This window comes from Malonomonas rubra DSM 5091 (assembly GCF_900142125.1).
In the GTDB taxonomy this organism is placed as follows: domain Bacteria; phylum Desulfobacterota; class Desulfuromonadia; order Desulfuromonadales; family Geopsychrobacteraceae; genus Malonomonas; species Malonomonas rubra.
The window spans coordinates 192352-214824 of sequence record NZ_FQZT01000005.1 but is presented as its reverse complement, the minus strand read 5'-3'; the positions used below and the strand labels follow the sequence as shown (position 1 = coordinate 214824).

23 protein-coding genes are annotated in these 22473 nt (G+C 51.7%); 7 read left to right on the top strand and 16 right to left on the bottom strand.

The window, feature by feature from the left end; all coding sequences use genetic code 11:
* Window positions 1-9: 9 nt before the first annotated feature.
* Window positions 10-801, bottom strand: a complete 792-nt coding sequence (locus BUB13_RS09075; RefSeq protein WP_072908104.1) for an ABC transporter permease — start codon at window positions 799-801, stop codon at window positions 10-12.
* Complete coding sequence (locus BUB13_RS09070; RefSeq protein ID WP_084091902.1) at window positions 791-1720, bottom strand: ABC transporter ATP-binding protein; 930 nt, start codon at window positions 1718-1720, stop codon at window positions 791-793. Before BUB13_RS09070 ends, BUB13_RS09075 begins: the two co-directional genes overlap by 11 nt.
* Before the next feature lie 126 nt (window positions 1721-1846).
* Here BUB13_RS09070 and BUB13_RS09065 point away from each other — a divergent pair, with 126 nt between their 5' ends.
* From BUB13_RS09065 to BUB13_RS09055, 3 genes are read left to right on the top strand one after another with little or no spacing between them, the layout of a single operon-like run.
* A complete protein-coding gene (locus BUB13_RS09065) occupies window positions 1847-2362 on the top strand; it encodes a hypothetical protein (protein ID WP_072908102.1) in 516 nt (171 codons plus the stop codon).
* Between the two features lie 11 nt (window positions 2363-2373).
* On the top strand, window positions 2374-3009 hold the full coding sequence (locus tag BUB13_RS09060; RefSeq protein ID WP_072908100.1) for a class I SAM-dependent methyltransferase: 636 nt from the start codon (window positions 2374-2376) through the stop codon (window positions 3007-3009).
* A gap of 14 nt (window positions 3010-3023) precedes the next feature.
* Window positions 3024-3302, top strand: coding sequence for a peptidylprolyl isomerase (locus BUB13_RS09055; RefSeq protein ID WP_072908099.1), 279 nt, complete (start codon window positions 3024-3026; stop codon window positions 3300-3302).
* 728 nt (window positions 3303-4030) lie between these two features.
* On the opposite strand, the gene BUB13_RS09050 is transcribed toward BUB13_RS09055, so the two are convergent.
* The 7 genes from BUB13_RS09050 to BUB13_RS09025 form a co-directional block, all read right to left on the bottom strand.
* The gene (locus BUB13_RS09050) at window positions 4031-4513 is read right to left on the bottom strand and encodes a menaquinol oxidoreductase (RefSeq protein ID WP_244151858.1); all 483 of its coding nucleotides are present in this window, start codon (window positions 4511-4513) and stop codon (window positions 4031-4033) included.
* Window positions 4464-5372, bottom strand: a complete 909-nt coding sequence (locus tag BUB13_RS18615) for a hypothetical protein (RefSeq protein ID WP_084091900.1) — start codon at window positions 5370-5372, stop codon at window positions 4464-4466. Before BUB13_RS18615 ends, BUB13_RS09050 begins: the two co-directional genes overlap by 50 nt.
* Window positions 5373-5485: 113 nt before the next feature.
* The gene (locus BUB13_RS09045) at window positions 5486-6811 is read right to left on the bottom strand and encodes a polysulfide reductase NrfD family protein (protein WP_072908095.1); all 1326 of its coding nucleotides are present in this window, start codon (window positions 6809-6811) and stop codon (window positions 5486-5488) included.
* Window positions 6811-7743, bottom strand: a complete 933-nt coding sequence (locus tag BUB13_RS09040) for a 4Fe-4S dicluster domain-containing protein (RefSeq protein ID WP_072908093.1) — start codon at window positions 7741-7743, stop codon at window positions 6811-6813. The genes BUB13_RS09045 and BUB13_RS09040 overlap by 1 nt, the downstream gene beginning before the upstream one ends.
* Before the next feature lie 51 nt (window positions 7744-7794).
* Window positions 7795-8328 carry a cytochrome c3 family protein gene (locus tag BUB13_RS09035; RefSeq protein ID WP_072908091.1) on the bottom strand — a complete coding sequence of 178 codons (534 nt, stop codon included), beginning with the start codon at window positions 8326-8328 and terminating at the stop codon, window positions 7795-7797.
* Window positions 8329-8603: 275 nt separating this feature from the next.
* Window positions 8604-9263 carry a DNA-binding transcriptional response regulator gene (locus BUB13_RS19370; protein WP_072908090.1) on the bottom strand — a complete coding sequence of 220 codons (660 nt, stop codon included), beginning with the start codon at window positions 9261-9263 and terminating at the stop codon, window positions 8604-8606.
* Between the two features lie 27 nt (window positions 9264-9290).
* A complete protein-coding gene (locus tag BUB13_RS09025; protein ID WP_072908088.1) occupies window positions 9291-9518 on the bottom strand; it encodes a hypothetical protein in 228 nt (75 codons plus the stop codon).
* A gap of 892 nt (window positions 9519-10410) precedes the next feature.
* Between BUB13_RS09025 and BUB13_RS09020 the strand changes: the two genes are divergently transcribed.
* Window positions 10411-11829, top strand: coding sequence for a sigma-54-dependent transcriptional regulator (locus tag BUB13_RS09020; RefSeq protein WP_072908086.1), 1419 nt, complete (start codon window positions 10411-10413; stop codon window positions 11827-11829).
* Between the two features lie 4 nt (window positions 11830-11833).
* Here the strand turns inward: BUB13_RS09020 and BUB13_RS09015 are convergent, their stop codons facing one another.
* Window positions 11834-13471 (bottom strand): sensor histidine kinase, encoded by a 1638-nt coding sequence (locus tag BUB13_RS09015; RefSeq protein WP_072908084.1) that lies wholly within the window; start codon window positions 13469-13471, stop codon window positions 11834-11836.
* A gap of 239 nt (window positions 13472-13710) precedes the next feature.
* Here BUB13_RS09015 and BUB13_RS09010 point away from each other — a divergent pair, with 239 nt between their 5' ends.
* From BUB13_RS09010 to BUB13_RS09000, 3 genes are read left to right on the top strand one after another with little or no spacing between them, the layout of a single operon-like run.
* Window positions 13711-15552, top strand: a complete 1842-nt coding sequence (locus tag BUB13_RS09010) for a UbiD family decarboxylase (RefSeq protein WP_072908082.1) — start codon at window positions 13711-13713, stop codon at window positions 15550-15552.
* 25 nt (window positions 15553-15577) lie between these two features.
* Window positions 15578-16513 (top strand): PLP-dependent cysteine synthase family protein, encoded by a 936-nt coding sequence (locus BUB13_RS09005; protein WP_072908258.1) that lies wholly within the window; start codon window positions 15578-15580, stop codon window positions 16511-16513.
* Entirely contained in the window at window positions 16510-16851 is a 342-nt protein-coding gene (locus BUB13_RS09000; protein WP_072908080.1) for a DUF3024 domain-containing protein, read from the top strand. Before BUB13_RS09005 ends, BUB13_RS09000 begins: the two co-directional genes overlap by 4 nt.
* A 57-nt stretch (window positions 16852-16908) precedes the next feature.
* Here the strand turns inward: BUB13_RS09000 and BUB13_RS08995 are convergent, their stop codons facing one another.
* The 6 genes from BUB13_RS08995 to BUB13_RS08970 form a co-directional block, all read right to left on the bottom strand.
* Window positions 16909-17346 (bottom strand): DMT family transporter, encoded by a 438-nt coding sequence (locus BUB13_RS08995; RefSeq protein ID WP_072908078.1) that lies wholly within the window; start codon window positions 17344-17346, stop codon window positions 16909-16911.
* On the bottom strand, window positions 17346-17705 hold the full coding sequence (locus tag BUB13_RS08990; protein ID WP_072908076.1) for a TraR/DksA family transcriptional regulator: 360 nt from the start codon (window positions 17703-17705) through the stop codon (window positions 17346-17348). The genes BUB13_RS08995 and BUB13_RS08990 overlap by 1 nt, the downstream gene beginning before the upstream one ends.
* Window positions 17705-18283 carry an isochorismatase family protein gene (locus tag BUB13_RS08985; RefSeq protein ID WP_072908074.1) on the bottom strand — a complete coding sequence of 193 codons (579 nt, stop codon included), beginning with the start codon at window positions 18281-18283 and terminating at the stop codon, window positions 17705-17707. The genes BUB13_RS08990 and BUB13_RS08985 overlap by 1 nt, the downstream gene beginning before the upstream one ends.
* Before the next feature lie 109 nt (window positions 18284-18392).
* Entirely contained in the window at window positions 18393-19850 is a 1458-nt protein-coding gene (locus tag BUB13_RS08980) for a NapC/NirT family cytochrome c (RefSeq protein WP_072908072.1), read from the bottom strand.
* 248 nt (window positions 19851-20098) lie between these two features.
* Complete coding sequence (locus tag BUB13_RS08975; RefSeq protein WP_072908256.1) at window positions 20099-20320, bottom strand: hypothetical protein; 222 nt, start codon at window positions 20318-20320, stop codon at window positions 20099-20101.
* A gap of 66 nt (window positions 20321-20386) precedes the next feature.
* Window positions 20387-22237, bottom strand: a complete 1851-nt coding sequence (locus BUB13_RS08970) for a cytochrome c3 family protein (protein WP_072908070.1) — start codon at window positions 22235-22237, stop codon at window positions 20387-20389.
* Window positions 22238-22473 lie beyond the last annotated feature (236 nt).

Genomic DNA, 22473 nt, shown 5'->3' with positions numbered 1-22473 from the left:
GACACCTTTTCAGCTGCGCAAACGATACCCCTTGCCGATCAACCAGGCAGCCCAGACAAACAAAGTCGCTGCGATCCCCCCACTCACGCAAAAAGCCAACACGAAGCTGGTGTCACCAACCCCCAGAATTGCATGCCTGAAGCCATCGATCAGATAAAAAAGTGGATTCAGATAAGACAGATTCTCCCATGGTGCTGGCAGGATGGAAATCGGATAAAAAACCCCACCCAAATAAATAAGCGGCAGGATCAGGAAATTGCTGTACATCGACAAGGTATCGAAGTTGTGAGCGAATATTGCCGCAATCAAGCCAAATTGAGCGAACAGAAAACTAGCGAGAAAAGCCATCAGCACCGCAAGCAGAGGCGAGGTCCAGGGCAGTTCGGCAAACAGGGTCGAGATCACCCAAACCACGCCGCCAACAAGAGAGCCGCGCAGCATAGCTGCCAGCGTGTAGGCCAGGATAAACTGCGGAGGGGTTACCGGCGTCACCAGCAGATCGACAATGCCACCAAGATAACGCGACATAAATAATGACGACGAGGTGTTGGCAAAAGAGTTATTGATCACTCCCATCAAAATCAAGCCAGGAATGACAAACTGTGCATAACTGAAACCTTCCAACACGCTGAGTCGTTCTCCGAGGGTGGCTCCAAAAACAAACAGGTAAAGCGACGCAGTAATGATCGGCGTCAGCAAAGTCTGCGATGCCACCCGCATAAAACGTAACACTTCTTTACGCAGCAACGTCACGAAAGGCAGCCAGGAATGAAATTGCGGCGAAGCGATTTTAGGTACCATCATTCCCCTCCCGCATTCCTGTGAGCTGCAGAAAAACCTCCTCCAACCCACTCTGATCGGTTTCAAAATCTCGGATATCAAGCCCGAGAGCGCAAATCTGTTTCAGCAGATCTCCGGCACTCTCGTCCGGCGGGAGACAGAGCAGCAACTCACTCCCGTCTTCTGACAACTCCGGCCGATAGGTGTCCAGCTCATCAGGCACGTGCAACAACTCCTGCGCAAGCCACAAACGCAAACGCCTGCTCGACAAACGACGCACAAGCTCATGGGTCTTTTCCAGCGCGATCAGCTCCCCATGGTTCATTATGGCAATCCGATCACACATCTGTTCCGCCTCTTCAAGATAATGAGTCGTCAGCAGAATAGTAATTCCCTGTCGGTTGATTTCGCGAACAAAATCCCACAATCCGTGGCGGAGTTCGACATCGACCCCAGCCGTCGGCTCATCCAGAATCAGCAACTGCGGCTTGTGAATTAAAGCCTTGGCGATCATAAAACGTCGCTTGAGGCCGCCAGAGAGCTTCAACATCACCTTATTCAGATGCGGCCCTAATCCGAGGCGCTTAATCAGCAGGTTGCGCCAGGCAGGGTCATCTTTCACACCGTAATAGCCGGCATGCAGCTTCAACGCCTGATCAATGGTGAAGAAATTGTCGATAACTATTTCCTGATGCACCACCCCCAGAAGGCGACGCGTAAAACGGTAGTCGCGCTGGTTGTCATAGCCGAAAGCAGTGATCGAGCCACCACCCACACGGCAAACACCGGCAATCATATTGATCGTCGTACTCTTGCCTGCTCCATTTGGGCCCAGCAGCCCAAAGATTTCCCCCTGCTTAATCGAAAAGGAAACCCCCTTTACTGCATCGGTCCCGGCAAACGATTTGGAAAGACTATCAATTTCTAACGCATTCATCATGCGGGGACTATACCTGTGGAAGACGCCGCTGGCAACAGCCTCTGTTGCTTGACAAACCACAATCGGTCAATAATGATTTCAGGCGGCTTAACTGCGCCAAAAACAACCTCCACAAGGACACAAATCATGCTGAAAAAAATGACCATGAGCCTGCTTATCTGTTTTTGTTTCTCCTTAACCGCTTTCGCCAATGAAGAAGCAGAAATTATTGCCCTTGAGATCCGCAACCTGTCGACCTCAGTCGACCGCCTGACACAACTGCTTTATGAGCAGGGTCAGCAGAAAGAGCAGAACGAGATCCTGCGCAAACTCGACATCGCAGTTGCTTATCTCAATTTCCGGTCTCGCCGCATTGAAATGCTAGAACGTGATCGACAGAACAATCAAACCAGCAAAAATCGCCTGGAAGATATCCTCCAGCAGCTCGAAAGCCGCTTGGAACAACTGGAAGACGAAAATATCGGCGAGCAGGACGAAGATAACCTAGCGGCACAAAACGACACCCGCGAACAAATAAATATGTTCAAGCAACGCCTCGCGCGAATCGATGAATCCCTTTTCGATTTCGACAACCAGATTGTCGAGCTGCGCAACCAGCTTGACGATGTAGAAAGCTTTGTCGAACGCAACCTGGAACTTTAACGGAATCACAAATGAGTTTTTACAACCGCCTGATGGCGAAATATTATGACGCGGCCATCGGCGCAACCGAACGGCGCTGTTTCAGTCCCTGGCGCAGTCAACTCTTGCAGCAGGCCGAAGGAGATCTGTTGGAGGTCGGTGCTGGGACCGGACTCAACCTCCCCCACTATCCGCAACAGGTGGAGCGCCTTATCCTGAGTGAACCGGACCCATACATGCGTCGCCGCCTGCAGCAAAAGCTGCCTATACACAAACAACCGGCTCAAATTACAGCCTGGCCGGCGGAAAAGATCAATCTAGCGGATGGATCCCTCGACACAGTTGTCAGTACATTGGTGCTATGTTCCGTTGACTCCGTTCAGCAAAGCCTGCAGGAGCTGTTTCGCGTCTTGAAACCTGGAGGTCAATTGCTGTTCCTTGAGCATGTGATTGCCAATGATGCCAGCACAGTACGCTGGCAAAAATTCTGGGAACCACTCTGGAAATGTGCTTGCGGTAATTGCCACCTGACCCGAGACACCGTTTACAAGATTGAAGAAATGGGTATGATCATCAAAGATATGACGGAAGAAACCATTACCGGAGCGCCGTCGATTGTCCGCAGAGCCGTTATCGGCCGCGCCCAAAAACCACACAGCAAAGCGTAAAAGGAGTAACAAACATGGCAAAAGCAACTGCTCGACATATCCTAGTCCCCAGCGAAGACGACTGCAACACCCTGAAAAAGATGATTGAAGGGGGCGAAGATTTCGCCGACATCGCGAAAACTCACTCCAAGTGCCCTTCCGGGAAGCAGGGTGGAAATCTCGGAGAGTTCGGTCCGGGACAAATGGTCAAAGAGTTTGACGAGGTGGTTTTCAGCGGCGAAGTCGGCAAAGTCCTCGGTCCAGTGAAAACCCAGTTCGGTTACCACCTGATCGAAATTACCAGCCGCAGCTAACAGAGAGAGTTATCAATCGGGTAGGAGGCGGGGTCGCCCCCGCCGTCCTCCCACACCACCGTGCGTACGGTTCCGTACACGGCGGTTCCTGATTTGCTTCTGCAATATCAACTAACAATGCCTGTCGTCCTATAAGCGCCCAGCTTTACCTCACGACTTCCGGTCGCCACTTCCAGCTTTAGGCCCTCTTCCGAGGCATCTGCTCAAGACGTTCAGAAAAGTAGTTTCACTCCGCATATCAGGTTCGGCCCTTCGCTGTGGTGGTTAGCCCAGCTACTATGGCCTCTGCTGACTTCTGCCGATCCATCCCAACGCCTCTCGACGCCAGTAGCACGAGGCAGATCGACAGACCTCCCCGGGTAATGCGCGTGACCTTCCTCCCATATACCCGCCACATCTACAGCCCCACCATCCCGGATGACTATTGGGCTTCGAAGATGCTTGCCTTCTCGCCCGGATGGGACTGCCTCGTATGTGATTTCTGTTCGTCGGGCCAGGATTTTGCCTGCGGCTTCCTTCAGATTCCACCTCGCGGTGGACACCCTTGCCGTTGAACTAGCGGTTCCCGTCATCAGGGTCCGCAGAGGACTTTCACCTCCAAGTCACCATTCAGCCACCACAGCTGGATGGATGGCGCTTTCGCACCACGCGCCATGCCGGGCGCACAAACAAAAGCCCAGCAACACAAAACTGTTGCTGGGCTTTCCTATCTGTACATCCTGAAAAAATCAGTCCTCAAGCAACTTGTCGAGTTCGGCGAGGATCTCCTGCTCTTCGCGGATCTTGTCTTTATAATAGTTCCAGACATGGTAGCTCTGCAGACTGAGGATCGTCATCCCGACAGTGAAAATCGCCCAGAGGTTCTCCTGCAAGTCTCCTGAGAAATGATAAAAAGCGTAGAAGGCACTCAGGTAGCCGAAATGGGCGAATGCTCCACGCGGTCTTTTACTGCCGGTCATCTGGGTCAACACCATGATGATTGCAGAGAAACCGTAGAGCACAAGTGCCCAATTAATAAAATTGGTCGGCGGTGCGGCTCCGAGCATCTTGTGTATTTCGGGGCTGAAATCAGGAAAAAAATCGAAATCCCGCGAAGCTCCGATACTCAAAGCCGTAAACAGAGCCAATACCCACAAGCCGCTGCTCGACAGCAGCTCTAACTTACGGATTTTGGCCTGGACCTGCCGCCTCAGCGGGTTGATGTCCGGCATCTTTGTTTCCGAGTCTGGAGTCAATGGTGGAGCCATTCCCTGTGTCTGCCTGTGCACTACCAGTGGTCTGCCAACCCTGCAACGCATCATCACGCTGCTGAACCAGCTGTCGGAAATCCCGCTCCAGGCTGCCCAGCTTATTATCAGCCTTTGGCAGATCCTTGGCTCGGACACCTTGAACAGCTTGTCCGGCACAATAGGTCAGGCGGAGGATCGGGAGGAACAGGTTCATCCTCAGCAGGGCGGCAACACCACCAACGGTGAGGAACAGAACCATTACGCTGAAAATTATCATCCGACTTCTTAACAAATCAAGAGTTTTTTCAAGAGGTTTACTCGATATGCCAAGAGTCAGAAAACCGAGAACCGGTTCGTTGGCTGCGTGAAAATGGCAAGCAGCCGTGGAACACTTCGGTTCGTTGAGGATCGGAATGGAAACAGAAATCAGCCCGCTGCCTCCACCAATGTCATGGTGGGTCTTGGTCCGCTCGGCATAACCGGGCTCCATCATCCGGCTAACCCAGGGATCGATCTCTGCCGAAGTGGATCCTGCAGCTGTTTCCTCGGGATTACCGGAAAAACGGATACGGCCGCCTTGATCATAAATTCTGATTTGGCCAACGTCAGTCAAGGTTCCGACGTTACTGACAATGTTGCGCAATGATTCACGGTCATCCTGCATCATCGCGTAACGCGCAGATTTGGAAACGGTTTCTGCCAGGTTGTCAACATGCAGGATCGCCTCGTCTGTCATGTCTGACTTGATAAAGGTATAGAGCAGGATACAGCCGAAAACGACAAAACCGGTCACAGCAATGGTGACTGGAACAATAGCTCTGGCGATCAGATTATTAAACATGCTCACTCCATGGCAGGGGACACCGGTTAGTTGTGCAATTTTTATCAAATATAGCATTAAAAATCATGGTCGGCGAGGACCCGGCTTCCTCGCCGACCATGAAAGCCATGGGATCAAGCCCGAGCAGGAATCTCTTCCTGCCCTTGCTCAGGGCTTGCCGGCACGGCAACTGTTTCTTCAGCCTTTGCTGGCTCCTCATTCCACTGGTAGAGGATCGGCAGTCGGTTGAGGATGAAACGATAAGTTCCGACATAGATTGCAAAGATCGTAATCGCAATGATGATCTCGGAAATATGCGGTATTTCCTGATAAAGCTTCCAGTTGAAAGCGATCAGGGCGGTATTCAAACGGTTGAGCAGAATACCGAAGATGACTGCACCGAAAGCACCAATCCGGACAATCCAGACTTGCTTGTTGCGAATTCCGTAGGACAGAATTACCAGCGGAGCAACAACACCAGCCAGAAGTTCAAAGATGTACCAGGCACCCCAACCTGTCGCCAGGTAAACCCACTCGTTATCGTGAGCAACAGCGATCAGCTTAATAACCAGGTATGTGATCAATGCCATGGCAGCACCTTTACCCAGCTTGATGGTCAAGTCAGGCAGAGCTTCCTTGAAACGATCATCGCAACGCCAGGACATGGTCATCATGACGATGGTACTGACACAGATAACCATGCAGAGACCACCGAAGATCGATGAAGTGAAGAAGTGAATCCACTGGAATTCAGCCGAATACCAGAGCGGATGCACCTTTCCAGGCGCGTAAGTGAACAAGGCCCCCAAGGCCCCCTGGTGCAGGGTCGACAGGATGATACCGGACACGGTCAAGCCCACAACACCCTTGCGGATGAAAGCTTTAGCATGCGGCCAACCGATCCACTCGAAAAAGGCAACCGAAACCTCGGCAACCTGCACCGAAAGGTAGGTAGCAACGTGCCAACCGACCAGGAACAGAACCGCTGCCGGACCCCAGGCATAAACCATCGGGTAAGCCAGACGCCAAGGCTGACCAAGGTCAACCAGCAGGTAAACAACAGCAAAGAAGTAACCGAGCAGACCGTTCAGCAGTGCCAACCGCTCAATCGGTTCAAAGTCATGCCGGCCAAACAGCTCGCAGGTCGTCCCCAGCATAAAGCCGGAAGCGGACAGCGGCACCATACAGAACAGACCGAAACCGAGGAACAGACCCCACGGATAATCGTTCGAAGAGTGGGTGACTGCACCCAGACCGAACAGGAATCGGTAGAGAATAAAGGGGACACCGACAGCCAGGATAGCAGCCAGAATCCAGTTAAATTTATTACGCAATACCTGCGCAATGTATTGATCGACACTCAACCCGAGGAAAACCTTCTCCATCAGATTGAACTTCTCTCCGCTCTTTTTCTTGGCCCCATCCAGAGGGGTCACTCCATACTTTGAAAGCTGTTCCATTATTCTTCTCCCTCTGCGTGGTGGCTGTCATGGTGATCTTTATTCTTGGTCGCCAACAGGTGGAAACCGGTGAACAGTGCAGGCCAGATCGACAGGACCATCGGCACAACGCCGAGGAAACCTTTAACGTTGCTGATAATAGGCTCTTTCGGCAGAGAGGTATCACAACCGACTTCGTCGAGCGGAGCACCAGAGATATACATCCAAGCGCTGCCGCCTACGGTTTCTTCACCGTAGATTTCAGTCTGGTATTTTTCAGGGTTACGCTTGATACGGGCCTTGGCAAGCTTGAGCAGGTCTTTGCGTTTGCCAAAAGTCATCACCTGAGCAGGGCAAATGTCAACGCATGCTGGAGGCTTACCCTGGCTGACACGGGTGTCGTAGCAGAAGATGCACTTCTTAACGACCGGATTGATAACCTTGGAATAGGCGTATGCCGGAATGTTGTGCGGGCAAGCGACCATACAGGTCCGGCAACCAACGCAGACATGCTCATCATAAACAACGGCACCTTCGTCAGTCTTGGTGTATGCCTTAACGAAGCAGGAGGTCAGGCAGGACGGCTCGTTGCAGTGCATGCATTGCATCTTGCGATAGGTTGGCTTGTCCATGCCTTCCGGCTCGTAGCGGTTAACCACGGTGTAAGCGTTCTCATCGGGGCGACGCTTCTGGGTTCCATGGTGGAAGGTCAGATCGAAAACAGATGTATCATCGAACGGAACTGCCGGCTTCGGCAGGTTTTGTTCTTTATTACAAGCCGCTTCGCAGCTACGGCAGCCGACGCAACGGGTCAGGTCAACCAGAACACCCATGCCATCAGGGAAACCGCTGAAGTTTCCGGCTGCCAGAGCTTTTTTAGCGGGGGCTGCGACGACAGCAGCACCACCAGCCAAACTGCCGGCAAGAAATTTTCTACGACTAACTTTACTCATGACGATATCTCCTAGCTAAATGCTACAACAATTACCGAATCAGAATCGTAATCAATGATGGCTGCCGCCGCCCTCAGACGGTTCCGGAGCGTATTTGCCCGAATCGAACAGCTTCTCACCGGCATCGGTCTTAGCGTGGCAATCTTCACAGCCAACCGGTCCGTCCATCTCTTGATGGCAACCGAGGCAGTTCTGATGATAGGCACCCTTCAAACCGAGCATGTCGGCATGGAAAAGATCCTGCTGCCCTTGGCGGTTGATCGCTTCAGCCGAGAAAGAATCGACCGAGTGGCAATCCTGGCAGGACACTCTATCCAGTTCCTTGTAATCGCTGTGGCAGCGTGAACAGTAGATATCGGAAGTACCGTTACCAGTACTGTGGTGGTGACAGACCGAACAGTCTTCGGCCAGTTCAGTATGCATGGCATGATCGAATTCGACCGGCTCATAGTACTGAGCAATTGCATCAATAGTAATGCTGTCGGGAGCATCGGAAGCGTCCATGGCATAAACGCTCACAGACATAAACAAACCCATCATCAACAGCAACAAAGCCTTCATGTGCCACTTTGAGGCATCAAACATAGCACTCACATCTCCTTGTCAGTATCGAGCAGCCGATCTCTCCAATGAAGCTGGGCGGCCCGATGAATAAATAAACGTCGAACTCTTTCTTATTTCTTTTCATCACCGCCATGGATGTAACGGTAAAACATAGGGAAAACACAGAAGAAACCGACACAGATCAGATACTCGAGTCCTTTGATATAGGTGTAGTAGTCAACAACTGTGTAGATTTGGTCTACTGTCCCGATAGTGGTAAAAAACTCAATCATTTACATCACCTTTTCCGTTAAAAGTTATTGTTTCTTGACAGTCACGGCACTATCGCTGTACTTGCTCTTCTTTGCAGCATCTTTTGTCAGCAGGAAGAGTTGGCGCACGGCAGGGATCAACTGCATAACCACCAGCAGGGCACAGAAACCGACAAACATCAGCACCAGGATACCGCTGGTATAGGTTTTGGTCGTATCAGCCGCAAAAGCCGGGACCGCCATCAAGACCAGCGACAACGAAGTCAACACTGTCTTCACACGATTCATAAAAACCTCCTTGGATTGAGTTATTCTGGGTTCACTCTGGCGTGCATCATAGGTTTTAAACGCACAATGAACCGCTTGTTTTATTTCTTCCCAGCCCTCTTCTCCCGCCGGCTTCAGCGCGTGATAGAAGATTCCTTCTTTACGAATCCGCCGCAGCAGAGTGATCGAGATTTCATCTGAAATCAGGATGATCGAGAGGTTCCGATTACATTTTTTCAGCAGGGGAACAAACTTGGCAACATGGGTTTCGTCGAAATCCCCCCCCAGCACAACAACCTGAATAGTTTTATTCAGGATTCCTTCCAGTCCATTCACAACGGAATCGGTGGTCTCAACTTGAATGTCGTCGTCAGCAAAGACATCTGCCAACCGATCACGCGCTTCACGATCTTCATTTGCAATCAACAAACCATGCATCGTGCCACCCTTTCCCCTGACAACTCTTTAGTTCAAATGTTTCTCGACTTCCTGGTCACGCACAAACAAGCCTTTGAGCATGCCGAAAAACAGAATGATGGCTGGAACCAGCTGGAACACGACGATCAGCGCAAAGAAACCGATGAACAGAGTCAGAAGAAAACTTCCGCCTCCGGTACCGGCCTCGGTCGCAGCAAAAGACGAAGAAGCAAAGCAGGACAACAGGGCGATTACATTAAGAATTATGTTTTTCATGATCAACCTCCGGGTTAAGCGTTATCTATCTGTACCCCTAGATATAGCAGGAGCTGTGCCAGACGCTTCACAAATAGCGCAAAGAAGACTTAACTATATAATTTATAAAGAGTTAAATATTTTTCGGGGCATCAGAGACAGAGATTCAGGCGAGTAACTGTATACAATCCACATACAGCCAAAATGGACCGAGTTGAAAGCAAAAAACAGAAAAAACCCACAACCCTTTGATACAAATAGGTTTTTTCTATTTAGACCCAAGTGAACAAAAAAAATGTGCGCTAAATATTCACTCCATTTCTGCCTGCTGAAACCACTCTTTGGATACAGTATACAGATTTAAAAAGCGGGCTGCTTTTAGCAATAACGAAAAAAATCTTTACATTTTTTTTCATACAAACGGATCTTGTTCTTTAGAGAAAAAAGGACGCTTTATTAGGCTCCTGCAAACCCCTCTCTCAAATATGATAAATGCAACCAAATAAAAGACAAATGTTGTCACAATTACATTCTGACATGAGTGTATAAAAACGATATACACCTGTTTTCAGTAATGATTCTCCAGCAACTAAGCGGGCATAAAATTCAATACTGATTTTCCATCAATGATCCATGACATAAAGCAAACCTTATCTGGAAATTAGCAACTTACATTTCCCTCATGTGGGAAAACCACACTCAACCCAGTCGTTTCTCCGGGAGTTTCGCGAAGCAACTCCTGTAACTTATTCCTTGACTCAAATGCCTGCCAAAACTATCATTTAAAGGTTAATGTTAGGCATTTAACACCTTTTATAGAGTCGTATCGGCGATCACATCTTCGTCAACAGGAACTACTCACTTCACGCCGAATTGAGCGACCGACCTTTGCCAAGAGGGGTAACGCTGCGGGATGGACGAATCCAAAGCATATAAAATTCTGATCATCGATGACGAAGCCGTCATCCGCGAAGGCATCAAACAGACCATGTGCCTTGAAGGCTATGATGTCGAAGTCGCCCCCAACGGAAAAATCGGCCTGAGCAAGCTGCAGACGAGCAACTTCCACGTTGTCGTCACCGATCTGAAGATGCCGGGTATGCATGGTATCGAAGTCCTCAAAGCGATCCGTGTCCTGCAGCCGGACGTCCCTGTCATCATCATCACCGGATACGCCACCGTCGATTCTGCAGTCGAAGCGATGAAAAACGGTGCATTCGATTACCTGACCAAACCTTTCCTGCCGGAGCAGATTTCAGAAAAGATCAACTCCGCAGCTCGCCAGCGTGAACTGTCGCTGTCGGAAGTTCCTGAGCAGGAGGATGAATTCGTCGCAGAGGAATGCGATGCCTTTGTCGGCCGCAGTAAAGAAATGCAGAAGGTCTATCAGCGCATCATTCAGGTCGCTCCGACCAACAGTACTGTGCTGATTACCGGCGAAAGCGGTACCGGTAAAGAGCTGGCAGCTCGTGCCATCCACAACCACAGTCACCGCAAAGATCAACCATTCGTCGCTGTTGACTGCAATTCGCTGCCGGAAAACCTGCTCGAGAGCGAACTGTTCGGCCATGTTAAAGGCTCCTTCACCGGCGCCACCCAGACCAAGCCGGGGCTGTTCTCCGTCGCCAATGGCGGCAGCCTGTTCCTTGACGAAATCTCCAACCTCAGCATGACCACTCAGGCAAAACTGCTTCGTGTCCTGCAGCAGCGGGAAGTCACCCCGATCGGCGGCACCAAAGCGACCCCGATCGACATCCGCCTGATTGCTGCGACCAACAAGGGCCTGGAGGAAATGGTCGAAGCCGGTACATTCCGTGACGACCTCTACTTCCGCCTCAATATTATCCCGGTCGATCTGCCGCCGCTGCGCGATCGGCAGGGCGACGTGGCGCTGCTGATAAATTACTTTATGAAAAAATTCGCTGAAGAGGTCGGCAAGGAAGTCAAGGGTCTGACCCCGGAAGCCCGTATCGCACTGGAAAGCTACAACTTCCCCGGCAACGTTCGTGAACTGGAAAACATCATTGAGCGTGCAGTTGTTCTTGCGCAAGACGAGCAGATTCGTCGGGAGGACCTGGAACTCCGCACAAGCGATGAAAACCCGATGGATGAGATTCCCATTCCGCTGAATACCGAAGAGCTGAAAGAAAATAAACGGCTCGCCCGCGAGAAAGCGGTCGAACCGGTCGAAAAAGCCTTTGTTTATGCGGCGCTGGAACGTAACAACTGGAACGTCACCAAAGCCGCCGAAGAAACCGGGATGCTCAGGCCGAACTTTCAGGCGATGCTGAAAAAGCTCGGCGTCTCAGTCAAAAACCACAACTCGAACTAAACGACTAAGCCTCTCCATCCGACTCAGCACTACCCGGCAGCAGGATCGAATCCGCGTCAGTTTCTGCCAGCGTGACATTCTCGTCAATCGGCAGCAGAATTGTAAACTGCGTTCCTACCCCCAGCTCACTTTGCACACTTATCTTGCCACCGTGATTGTTAATAATCCCGTAAGAGATTGACAGTCCCAGACCAAAGCCTTTTTTACTCTTGGTCGAAAAGAAGGGGTCGAATATTTTGTTCAAGCTCTCTTTCTCGATTCCCTGACCGTTATCCGCAACGATCACCCGGATCACCGATTCCAGTTCGTTGTCGCGCTCCGTCGTGATCGACAGAATTCCCCCGCCATCATGCATCGCTTGCGCCGCATTGATAAACATGTTGAAGAAAACCTGCTGAATTTGATCGGGGTCAAGGTGCAGTTCTGGCAGAGTTTCATCAAACTCGCAATCCATCTCGATATCCTGAAACAACGTCTGCTGCGAAACCAGGCGCAACGTCTGCTTGATAATGCGATTGATCGAATCACTGCGCTTCTCTGGGATCGATTCGCGCGAAAACTCGAGCAGACCACGCACAATCTTGGCACAACGACGGGTTTCTGAAACCACAACCTCAAGGTTGTCTTTGACTTGCGGGGGCAGCTCCGGGTTCTTCGCTGCCAGCGAAGAAAACATCAGGATACCGCCGAGGGGATTGTTGATCTCGTGGGCGATACCGGCAACCAGCTCCCCCATTGATGCCAGCTTGGCCGATTGTACCAGCTGCGCCTGCATCTCCTGAATCTCCTCTGTCCGCTTCTCAACCTTCTGCTCCAGAGTCCCTGCCCAGTCGCGCAGTTCGAGCTGCGCCTGCTCCAGGCTGCTGGCCATCGAATTGAAAGCTTCGCCCAATTCACCAAATTCATCCGTGGGGACATTTTCAATCCGGACATCCAAATCACCTCTCGCCAGGCGCTCAGTGTGGCGCACAAGCCGCTGCACCGGCTGGCAGACATATTTCTGGGTAAAAACAAACTGGCAGATCGACATCAGCACCAGCATCACCGCCGTTGAGACAAAGACATCGGCGTGATGATTGAAAGTCACCGCCTGCATCTTCTCCAGAGACACCACAACATCGAGGACACCCAGCTTCTTTTCTTCTTCCGAGTGGAAATGGCAGTCGGCGGTATAACAGCTCGGCTCGTTGTAAATAGCACTGGTCATGCCGAGAAAATCCTTCCCGTACACATCGGTGAAGTTACGGCTGCGGGTCTCAATCGATGCATCGATCAGGGCGGTACTTTTTCCGACATGACAGAAATAACACCCCTCGTCGTCGTTGCTCAACGCAGTCCCGATCTCGGTTTTATCCGTCGAAAAGCTGACCACCCCCTCGCGGCCAAGGATCCGAATTTGCTGAATCCGCGCCATGGTTCCGGCTTCGTCGATCACCTGCTGCAGCTGCACGCGATCATTCTTAAGCATAAGGTAGTGGGAATTGTGCAGGATCATCTCGCTGAGGGTATCCGCTTCATACATCGCCTCCGCCAGGAAACTTTCGCGCAGAGTGTTGACGTGAAAAAAAGCGAAGGTGAACATGATCACCAGCAGAGCGGTGCAGGAGATCGCGGTGTATTTAGATGCCAGTTTCAGCTGCATCCATTCCTCCAGAATTGCGACAACGTACAGAGCAGCAAAGCTGCAAAATTAATGAAATTTCCGTCCATATTGAACGAAACCGCAGTTTTTTTGAACTAAAATTGTTTTCGCGACTGGTTGTTCACTCTCAAACCACAATGTCCGACCTTTATTATCAGGCATTTTCATTGCCATCCAGCCCTACAATGAAGTATACAGGTTACATTTCTCAACGACCTTTCTTGAGTAGAGATATAAAAATGGGTTATCGAAATTTACGTGAAGCGGTCAACGACCTGGAAAGCAGCGGTCAGCTGGTCAAAATCGATCAACAGATCGATCCCGAGATCGAAGCAGGTGTCATCCAGCGGCGCGTATATCAGGCAGGCGGCCCGGCTTTGTTGTTCACCAATCTAAAAGGCTGTGACTTTCCCGCCGTTGCCAACCTGTTCGGCACATTGGAGCGGACCCGCTACCTGTTCCGCGATACTTTGAAGCAGGTCGAAACTCTGGTCAAACTGAAGCTCGACCCGAAACACCTGTTGCGACACCCATCGGCTTTTCTCTCAGCACCACCTGCCGCGTTCCATTTGCTGCCAAAGAAGGTTAAAACCGGGCCGATTCTGGGCGGCCAAACGACACTTTCCAAGCTGCCGCAAATCAAAAGTTGGCCGGATGACGGTGGCGCTTTTATCACCCTGCCGCAAGTTTATTCAGAGAGCAGCCTGAAACCGGGCCTGCGCTCCTCCAACCTCGGCATGTACCGGGTGCAAATCTCCGGCAATGACTACCTGCCTGACCAGGAAGCGGGGCTGCACTACCAGATTCATCGCGGCATCGGCGTTCACCACCGTGAAGCTCTCGATTTGGGCCGACCCTTTCGGGTCAATGTTTTCATCGGTGGCCCTCCCAGCATGACAGTCGCTGCGGTCATGCCCCTCCCGGAAGGAATGCCGGAGCTGGCTTTCGCTGGCCTGCTCGGCGGACACAGAATTCCCTTGGTTCAACCGGATGGCCTGCTGCCGATGCCGGCAGAAGCCGATTTTGTCATCTCTGGCACCATCGACCCCAATCAACTGAAGCCGGAGGGGCCTTTCGGCGACCATATCGGCTACTACAGCCTGGCGCACGATTTCCCACTGATTAAAGTCGATCGGGTGTACCATCGTCCTGATGCCATCTGGCCCTTCACCACCGTCGGCAGACCGCCGCAGGAAGACACCAGCTTTGGAGCTTTCATCCACGAATTAACCGGCGAACTGATTCCCGACGTGCTGCCAGGCATCAAGGGAGTCCATGCGGTTGATGCCGCCGGCGTCCACCCGTTGTTGCTGGCGACCGGCAGTGAACGATACACCCCCTACAACGATCTGAAGGAACCGCAGGAGATTCTTACCCAAGCGAACGCGGTTCTCGGCCAGGGGCAGCTTTCACTGGCCAAATACCTGCTGATCGCCGCGGAAAACGACGATCCCCAGCTTGATGTTCACGACATACCGGCCTTCTTCCGGCACATTCTGGAGCGGATCGACTGGCGTCGTGATCTGCACTTTCAAACCCGGACCACTATCGACACACTCGATTACAGTGGGCATGGCCTGAATCAAGGGTCGAAAGTGATCATGGCGGCTGCAGGCCGCAAAAAACGCGAACTGCCGGCGGAAATACCGGCCGAGCTGAAATTACCGCGCGGCTACAAGGGCCCGCGTGTCGCCATGCCTGGTGTCTTGTTATTGAGCGGCCCTCCATGCGATAGTTACCAGCCTGGTGAAGACAAAAACCTGCTGCGACTGGCGAAAAAATACTCGGCCACCGCTCCGATCAATGAGTTCCCGCTGATTATTGTGGTTGATGACAGTGAGTTCTGCGCGGCAACATTGAACAACTGGCTCTGGACCTGTTTTACCCGTTCCAATCCTGCAGCCGATCTCTACGGAATCGATAGCTCGATTTCGGCTAAACACTGGGGCTGCAACGGCAGCCTGATTATCGACGCACGGCAGAAACCGCACCACGCGCCGCCACTGATCGAAGTCCCTGAAGTGGAAAAACGCGTTGATCAGTTAGCTGCCAAAGGCGGTCCGCTGTACGGCATTATCTAGTAAGAAACGGAGTCAGATTGTGTTGATGGTTAAAGAGAAACTTTATGCAGTTCCGACCTTGGCGGAATCGGTCGGCAACACCCCGCTGGTCGACATCTCCGCGCTGGTCGACAAACCGGGGGTTCGCATTCTCGCCAAGCTCGAAGGGAGCAATCCGGGGGGCTCGATCAAGGACCGCCCCGCCCTCTACATGATTGAAAAAGCGGAGGAGAGTGGTGAGCTCACACACGATAAAATCATCCTGGAGCCGACGTCCGGCAACACTGGCATCGCGATAGCCATGATCGGTGCAGCGAAAGGCTACCGGGTCAAGCTGGTGATGCCGGCCTGCGTCAGTGCTGAACGCCGCGGGGTTCTTGAAGCCTACGGAGCCGAAGTGGTTCTCTCCCCCGGCTGCGAAGCGACCGACGGCGCGATCCGCATGGCTCACAAGATTCTCGCTGAGCACCCGGATATCTACTACATGCCGAACCAGTATTCCAACCCGAACAATCCACTTGCCCATTACGAGACCACCGGACCTGAGATTATGCAGCAATGTGAAGGCAACATCGATTATTTCGTTGCCGGCCTCGGTACCTCCGGTACCCTGATGGGAATGAGCAACTATTTTGCCGATCATGCTCCCAACGTCAAAATTATCGGTGTCGAACCGACCCTGGGGCACAAGGTCCAGGGCTTGAAAAACATGCAGGAAGCGATAGTTCCAGCGATCTACGACGAAAGCAAATTGCACCAGAAACTGGTCGTCGAAGATGATGAAGCATACGAAACGGCACGAATGCTGGCGACCCGCATGGGGATTTTTGTCGGCATGTCGAGCGGCGCAGCGGCAGCTGGCGCGATGCGCGTTGCCACTGAGATCGATTCCGGGACCATCGTCACCATCCTGCCGGACCGCGGTGACCGCTACCTCAGCACCAACCTGTTCCGTTCGCACTGTGGTAATTGTCCACCATGATGTTGCCCGAGCTGCTCAGAAAGCGGGCCGAAAAGCTTTTATTCGGCTTTTGTCGTCAGGTCGCGGATGATCAGTACCAGCCTCGTCATGTCCGCTATCGCATCATCGATCAACAGATCAATCTGGTTGAAGTCAGGCGCTATGCTAACAACCCGAAAGAACACGAGGAATTCCCTGTCGCACAAATTCGTTATATTCCGGAACTAAACCAATGGACTCTGCACCATTACGATAACGAACGCTGGAAGCTCTATTTAAACGTTACCCCGACTCTCGAGCTTGGCAGGTTGCTCAGCGTCATCCGGCAAGATCCGATGCGCTGTTTCTGGCCAGAATGAAAAACGAGCTGCTGAGATATCAGCAGCTCGTTTTCTTTCCAATCTATAAGTCCCAATTTATCGCCTGCAAATCAAAGCCACTCCAGCCAACAAAAGGGCAACCCCCAGGAGACGTTTAAAATCGACCGGAATGCCGCGCATACCGAAGAGGCCGTAATGGTCCATCAGCAAACCTGCGACAAGTTGTGAAACAATCGTCAATGCGAGAACAGCGGTAGTACCGATACGCGGTACGCCGATAATGGTCATGGTGACAAAAAAAGCACCGAACAGGCCACCACTAAGCTGCCACCAATCGGCCTCAAAGGTCCGTTTAAAACTCCCCTGTGTAGTGATCAGCGATATGGTCAGCAGTACCAGTGTGCCAACGGCAAAAGAAATCGTTGATGCCTGCAGAAAACCAACCTTTTCCGCCAGCCGGGCGTTGATTGAGGGCTGCAGGGCAACAGCCACACCACCTGCCACCATCAAGACAATTAATAACAGGTTCGACATCAGCTTTCTTCCTCGATTCGGCCCTGACATTCCAGGCAGAAGAGCGATTCGGGCCGCGCTTGCAAACGCGGATAGCCGATCGGCTCTTCACAGCGGCGGCATTCTCCATAGCGACCCTGCTTGATCGCTGCCAGCGCTGAGTCAATCAGTTGCAAACGGCGCTGCACTCCGTTGCGGCTAGCCTTTGCCATTGCCTGCTGCTGCAGAGCATCCATTCGCGATAGCCGGCCGATCGGTTGATCCAGCTCCACCGCCTTGCTGCTATCGGCAGAATCATCGAGCAGTTGCAACAACTCTGCACGCAACTCGTGTAAGGCTTGCTGTAATTCGTCCGCCTGCTCTGCGGTCAAATCGTCCATCAGCCGTTCCGCTGACGAACCAGCTTAGAGACCAGCTTGAAAATGTCACCACCAGCCACGCCGACCAACTGAAACAATGCCATCTCGGTTGTCGTCAACACTGCACCCATTTGTGACGCCATAGCGATGGCTGTCTGATAATCTGATTTGAAGCGGGAGCAGATCGCATCTGTTACCAGATGCACGCGATAGCCGCGATCAATAAGGTCGATCATAGTCTGGTAGACACAAACGTGAGCTTCCATACCAACCAGCACGACCTGTTTCGCACCGGTTTTTTCCAGAGCGGACACAAAGTTCGGTTCCCCCGCACAACTGAAGGCAGTCTTCTCGACACAGTTCTTTTCAGCCGCAGTCGACAAAGCGCCGATAGTATTGCCAAGGCCGCGTGGATACTGCTCCGTCACGATAATCGGCAGCTCCATCGCCTGGAACGCCTGCACCAGCATGTCGACATGCTTAACCAGCCGCTCGCTGATTGCCGGGTCCATCGCCGGCACCAGTTTTTCCTGAATATCGACAACGACAAGTGCTGCCTGCTCTTTCTGCAACCAAAATTTGTCTTTTATTTCCGCCATAAGGATCTCCTCTCAATGTCCACGCAGTATAGGATGTGGCTCCCGGCTTGCCAACGAAAAAGACCCCGCAACAAATCGCTGCGAGGTCTCAGTCCTGGTAGCTTTGAACCTAATTGTCACCAATCAGGGTTCTGAGAATCTCAGGATCCTCTTCGTCTTCGGCAAGGATGGTATGACAGGTGTCACAGTCCATTGAAATGACCTTCCCGTTGGCCGATTCATGCTCGTCATTATGGCAACGGAAACATCCCGTTTCGTTGGTGTGGCCAAGGTTGCTGGTGTAAGTTCCCCACTGGATTCCCATTTCCGGGAAAACGTTCTCGGCATAAGCTGCCTGTACACCAGCAATTGCCTGATCGATTTTCTGCCGTTGACTTGCATAAATGTCAGAGTAATTTTTCTGGTAATAGCTCGTCATGCTGACTTCGATCGCTTCGCGCGCCTCATCCTGAGACTTGTATTCCGGCTGGACGGCAAGCATTGCCTGTTGTTTAACATATGGTAAATCCTGCGGAATTTCGTTGGTCAGGATTTTACCATCGATGGCAACATCAGCCGGCAAATAGATGTGGCTTGGCCGGTTATGACAGTCGATACAATCCATCGCTCGTTCCTGCAGATGGGTGGCTGCTGCCAGTTGCTCATCTGTATCGCTTTTGCGGTAAACGATTTTTCCTCCGCTCGGTGTGCTCTGTGAAACCTCCGGCAGAATATTACGCTCCCAGTCCGCTGCCTTGTAAGTAATTTCATTCTCTGGAGCGACATGCCAGTGGATGCCATGCGAATCGGCAGCCTGGTCGCCAGCGCTACCAATTTTCATCAGCAATACCGTTTTAACATGGGTGTTGTCTTCGTCTTCGAGGTACTTATCTTTGATCACCAACTTGTCACCATGGAACAATTCAGGTCGGTGACATTGCTCACAGGTATCGCGTGCCGGGCGCAGCCCGTGTACCGGTGTCGCAATCGGCCGGGAGAAAGTATCGGCGACAACGGCAACTAACTGCCGAGCGCCCGAAATCTTTGACTTTACAAACCAAGACGCCCCCGAACCGATATGGCAATCGACGCAGTTCACCCGTGAGTGTGCCGAGTTTTGATATGCTGTGTATTCAGGTGTCATCGGCACATGGCAAACCTCCCCACAGAAAGCGTTCGACTCCATATAGTGATAACCGCTGTAAGCCAGAACACCAACAACAAACAGGTTGACGCAAGTGAGAAAAACGCCCAGAAAAACAAGCTTGCGAATGCGGTTATAAGCGCTTTCGTCAGCAAGCTTGTCACGGAAATAGGCCAAGGTAAACAAACGGACGTCTTCTTTCCCTCGGGCAAAAAAGAGGCCGATAAACACCATCAGTAAACCACCGATAAAGGCTGGTCCGAGGATCATGTAGAGAAAACCTGAGAAGTAGGCATTTTTGATATGGAATATCGTGTCGTAGAGCGCAGCGCCCAGCAGAAACGGGAAAGAGACAGTGACCACCATCGCGCCGAGCAGGGAAACCCGGCTATGAGTGATCCCTTTCAGAAATGCCTTGTGGATATCGGACAGGGACGTTGCCATAGGATCTTCACTCCTTGCCAAGAATGATTATATTTAAAAGCAGAGGCAATACTCTCATTAAGCATCTAGCAAAATACTAGGGAACATTTGAGGCGCAAATCTAGCATCGCAGTAAAAAACTGTCAATATGAATATCGCAAAAAATAGATCGACGTTTTACTGAGCATAACGGGTAGCTGGCAAAATAATAACCAATAGAAACTATTTTATCAGGTAGGAAACAGTAGACAAGGGCTCGTGGAGGGAGTTTATAACCTGTTCCGCAATATACGCATGACCAGAACACCGAGGATCGACATCACCAGCCCGACGCATACAAACAGATATCCGAGCGTGTGGCCATCCCCCATTCCCCAGAGGTCTTTTCCTTCCATCAATAAAATCAAAGCAACGCCACCGAAGGTTGCAATCCCGCCAATGATATAAACAGCGATGGCCAGAATCGACAGCAATAAATCTTTATCTTTCATCTGTTCACCCAAAAAAGAAAGGGGCTGCCGAACGGCAGCCCCTTTCGGTGTGAGGTCAATCAAGTCCTAGTGGAATCCGCTGGTGATAAAAGCGTAAACCATCAGGAACAGCATCGACACGCCGACGAAGACAGCGAAGAAACCGAATGCTTTGACGAAGAAGTCGTAAGCGATACCACTCGGTTTTTCTTTAACGAAGGTTTCAGTGATGCCAGCTTCTTCATAACGCTTCCACTGATCGCCACGCTCCTCAAGGAACTCTTCTTTCGGCAGTTCACCGTTGAAGATGACGAAGTCCATCGGGAACTTCTCCGGACGCCCGTGGGTGTTGAAGAAGTGGACGGTGAAGATAAATCCAGTCGCCAGAAGCGCCTCATCCGAGTGGATGATGGTTGCCACGTTGAAAACCCAACCCGGCAGGAAGGAGCCGAAGAACTCCGGGAACCAGAGCATCAGACCGGAACCACCGATGGCGAACATACCCCAGAAGACGGCGATGAAGTCGAATTTCTCCCAGTAGGTCCAACGCTCGAAAGTCGGCTTCGGACCGAGGAACAGGAACCAACGAACCATGTTTGTGACATCTTGAATATCACGCAGGTTCGGGAACAGGGAGTCCGGACCAAACAGACGCTGCACAAATTCGGCTGGCGACTGCAGGTTCTTGAACAGGAAGATCGCACTCATGTACAGCGCAGCGCCGAAGTAAACACCGGTGATCGCGGCGCCAACACGGTGCAGGAACGCAGCGACATCAGCACCACCGTAAAAGTCCATCATTACCACGGCCCAGGGCTGGTTTGCGAACTTGAGCGGAATACCGGTTACAGACAGCAGCAGGAAGCTGGTAATAACCAACAGGTGCAGAACAATGTGAACCTTGGTGAAGCGGCGATAGATCTTGTGCGCATCAGGAATTACATGATGATGACCAGCAATCAGAGCACGCTTCTTCTCACGGTTTTCAACGAAACCGCGGAACAGCCAAAGCAGAGTGTGAATCCAGAACACGGCAAAGGTACCAAGCAGCAGCCCGGTCATAGCAAGGTATGTGTAGTAGAGAATCGGGTAATTCTCTTTGTCGTGCATATTGCCGTGAGAATAGAACTTCACGAACTGAGCCGAGGAATTCTCATGACATTTGCCACATTGGGAAACCAGGTTCTCCGGGTGCAGACTGGAGTTCGGGTCATCATGCGGCAGAATGGCGTGGGAGGTGTGACAGTCTGCACAACCGGCAACCAATTCCGGATAACCTAGGCTGTAGTTCTTACCATGGTAGCTGGAGAGATAGGTTTCAACGGCCATATGGGTGACGCCGTTTTTATCCATCAGCTCTTCGTCAGCATGACACTTCAAGCAGACGTCGGTGTGAAATGCACGTACATCGTGATCATTCGGATCGCCCAGCTCTTTAATCGCATGGAGATTGTGGCAGTCCAAGCAGGCAGCTGAGTCCATATTGCCAGCTTGGAGAGCTTTACCATGGGCCGACTCGTGGAAAACCTCGTGAGCATCGTCATGGCACTCAGCACACTTTTGATTGGCGATACGCTTATCGCCGTGCCATGCCTGCTGCGCGTGGATTTCGGAGTGGCAAGACGCACAACCGATGTCGTTGAGCTGGTGGACACTGGCATAGTGCTCAGCGGTCTCCTGCTTGTGGCAGCGAACACACTTGACCTCTTCAGGCATCAATTCGCCTTCCATGTGCAGGTCAAGATCAGTCAGTTCAATGTGACAGGCAACACAACCGTTGGCGCCATGAACGGAATTGGCGAACTCCTCAGCGGAGACGACATCCTCATGACATTCGAGACAGGCTTCTGGCGAAGCGATCAGGTTCTCAGCCAGAGCCTGAGAACCGAGTGCCCAAAACAACAGGGACACGATGATAAGCAGCCGGGTCGTTCTCATCAAAATTCTCCTTTTAAAGGCCTTTGGAAATATGATGCACCTCAATGCGGTATGGCAGAAAAACCGGCGGCTGAAAGTGAGCAGCTTTTAGCCTCAGAGGAACATCAGTTATCTAAAGCATAGCTCCACCGCAAAGGGCGTTAATCTCGCGGTCGCTGCCCGGTGGCAGCAGGAACTATCAATGACGCAATCAGGGGATTCTTGCTAAGGTCGTAGCAGACACAGTAGAAGAAAAC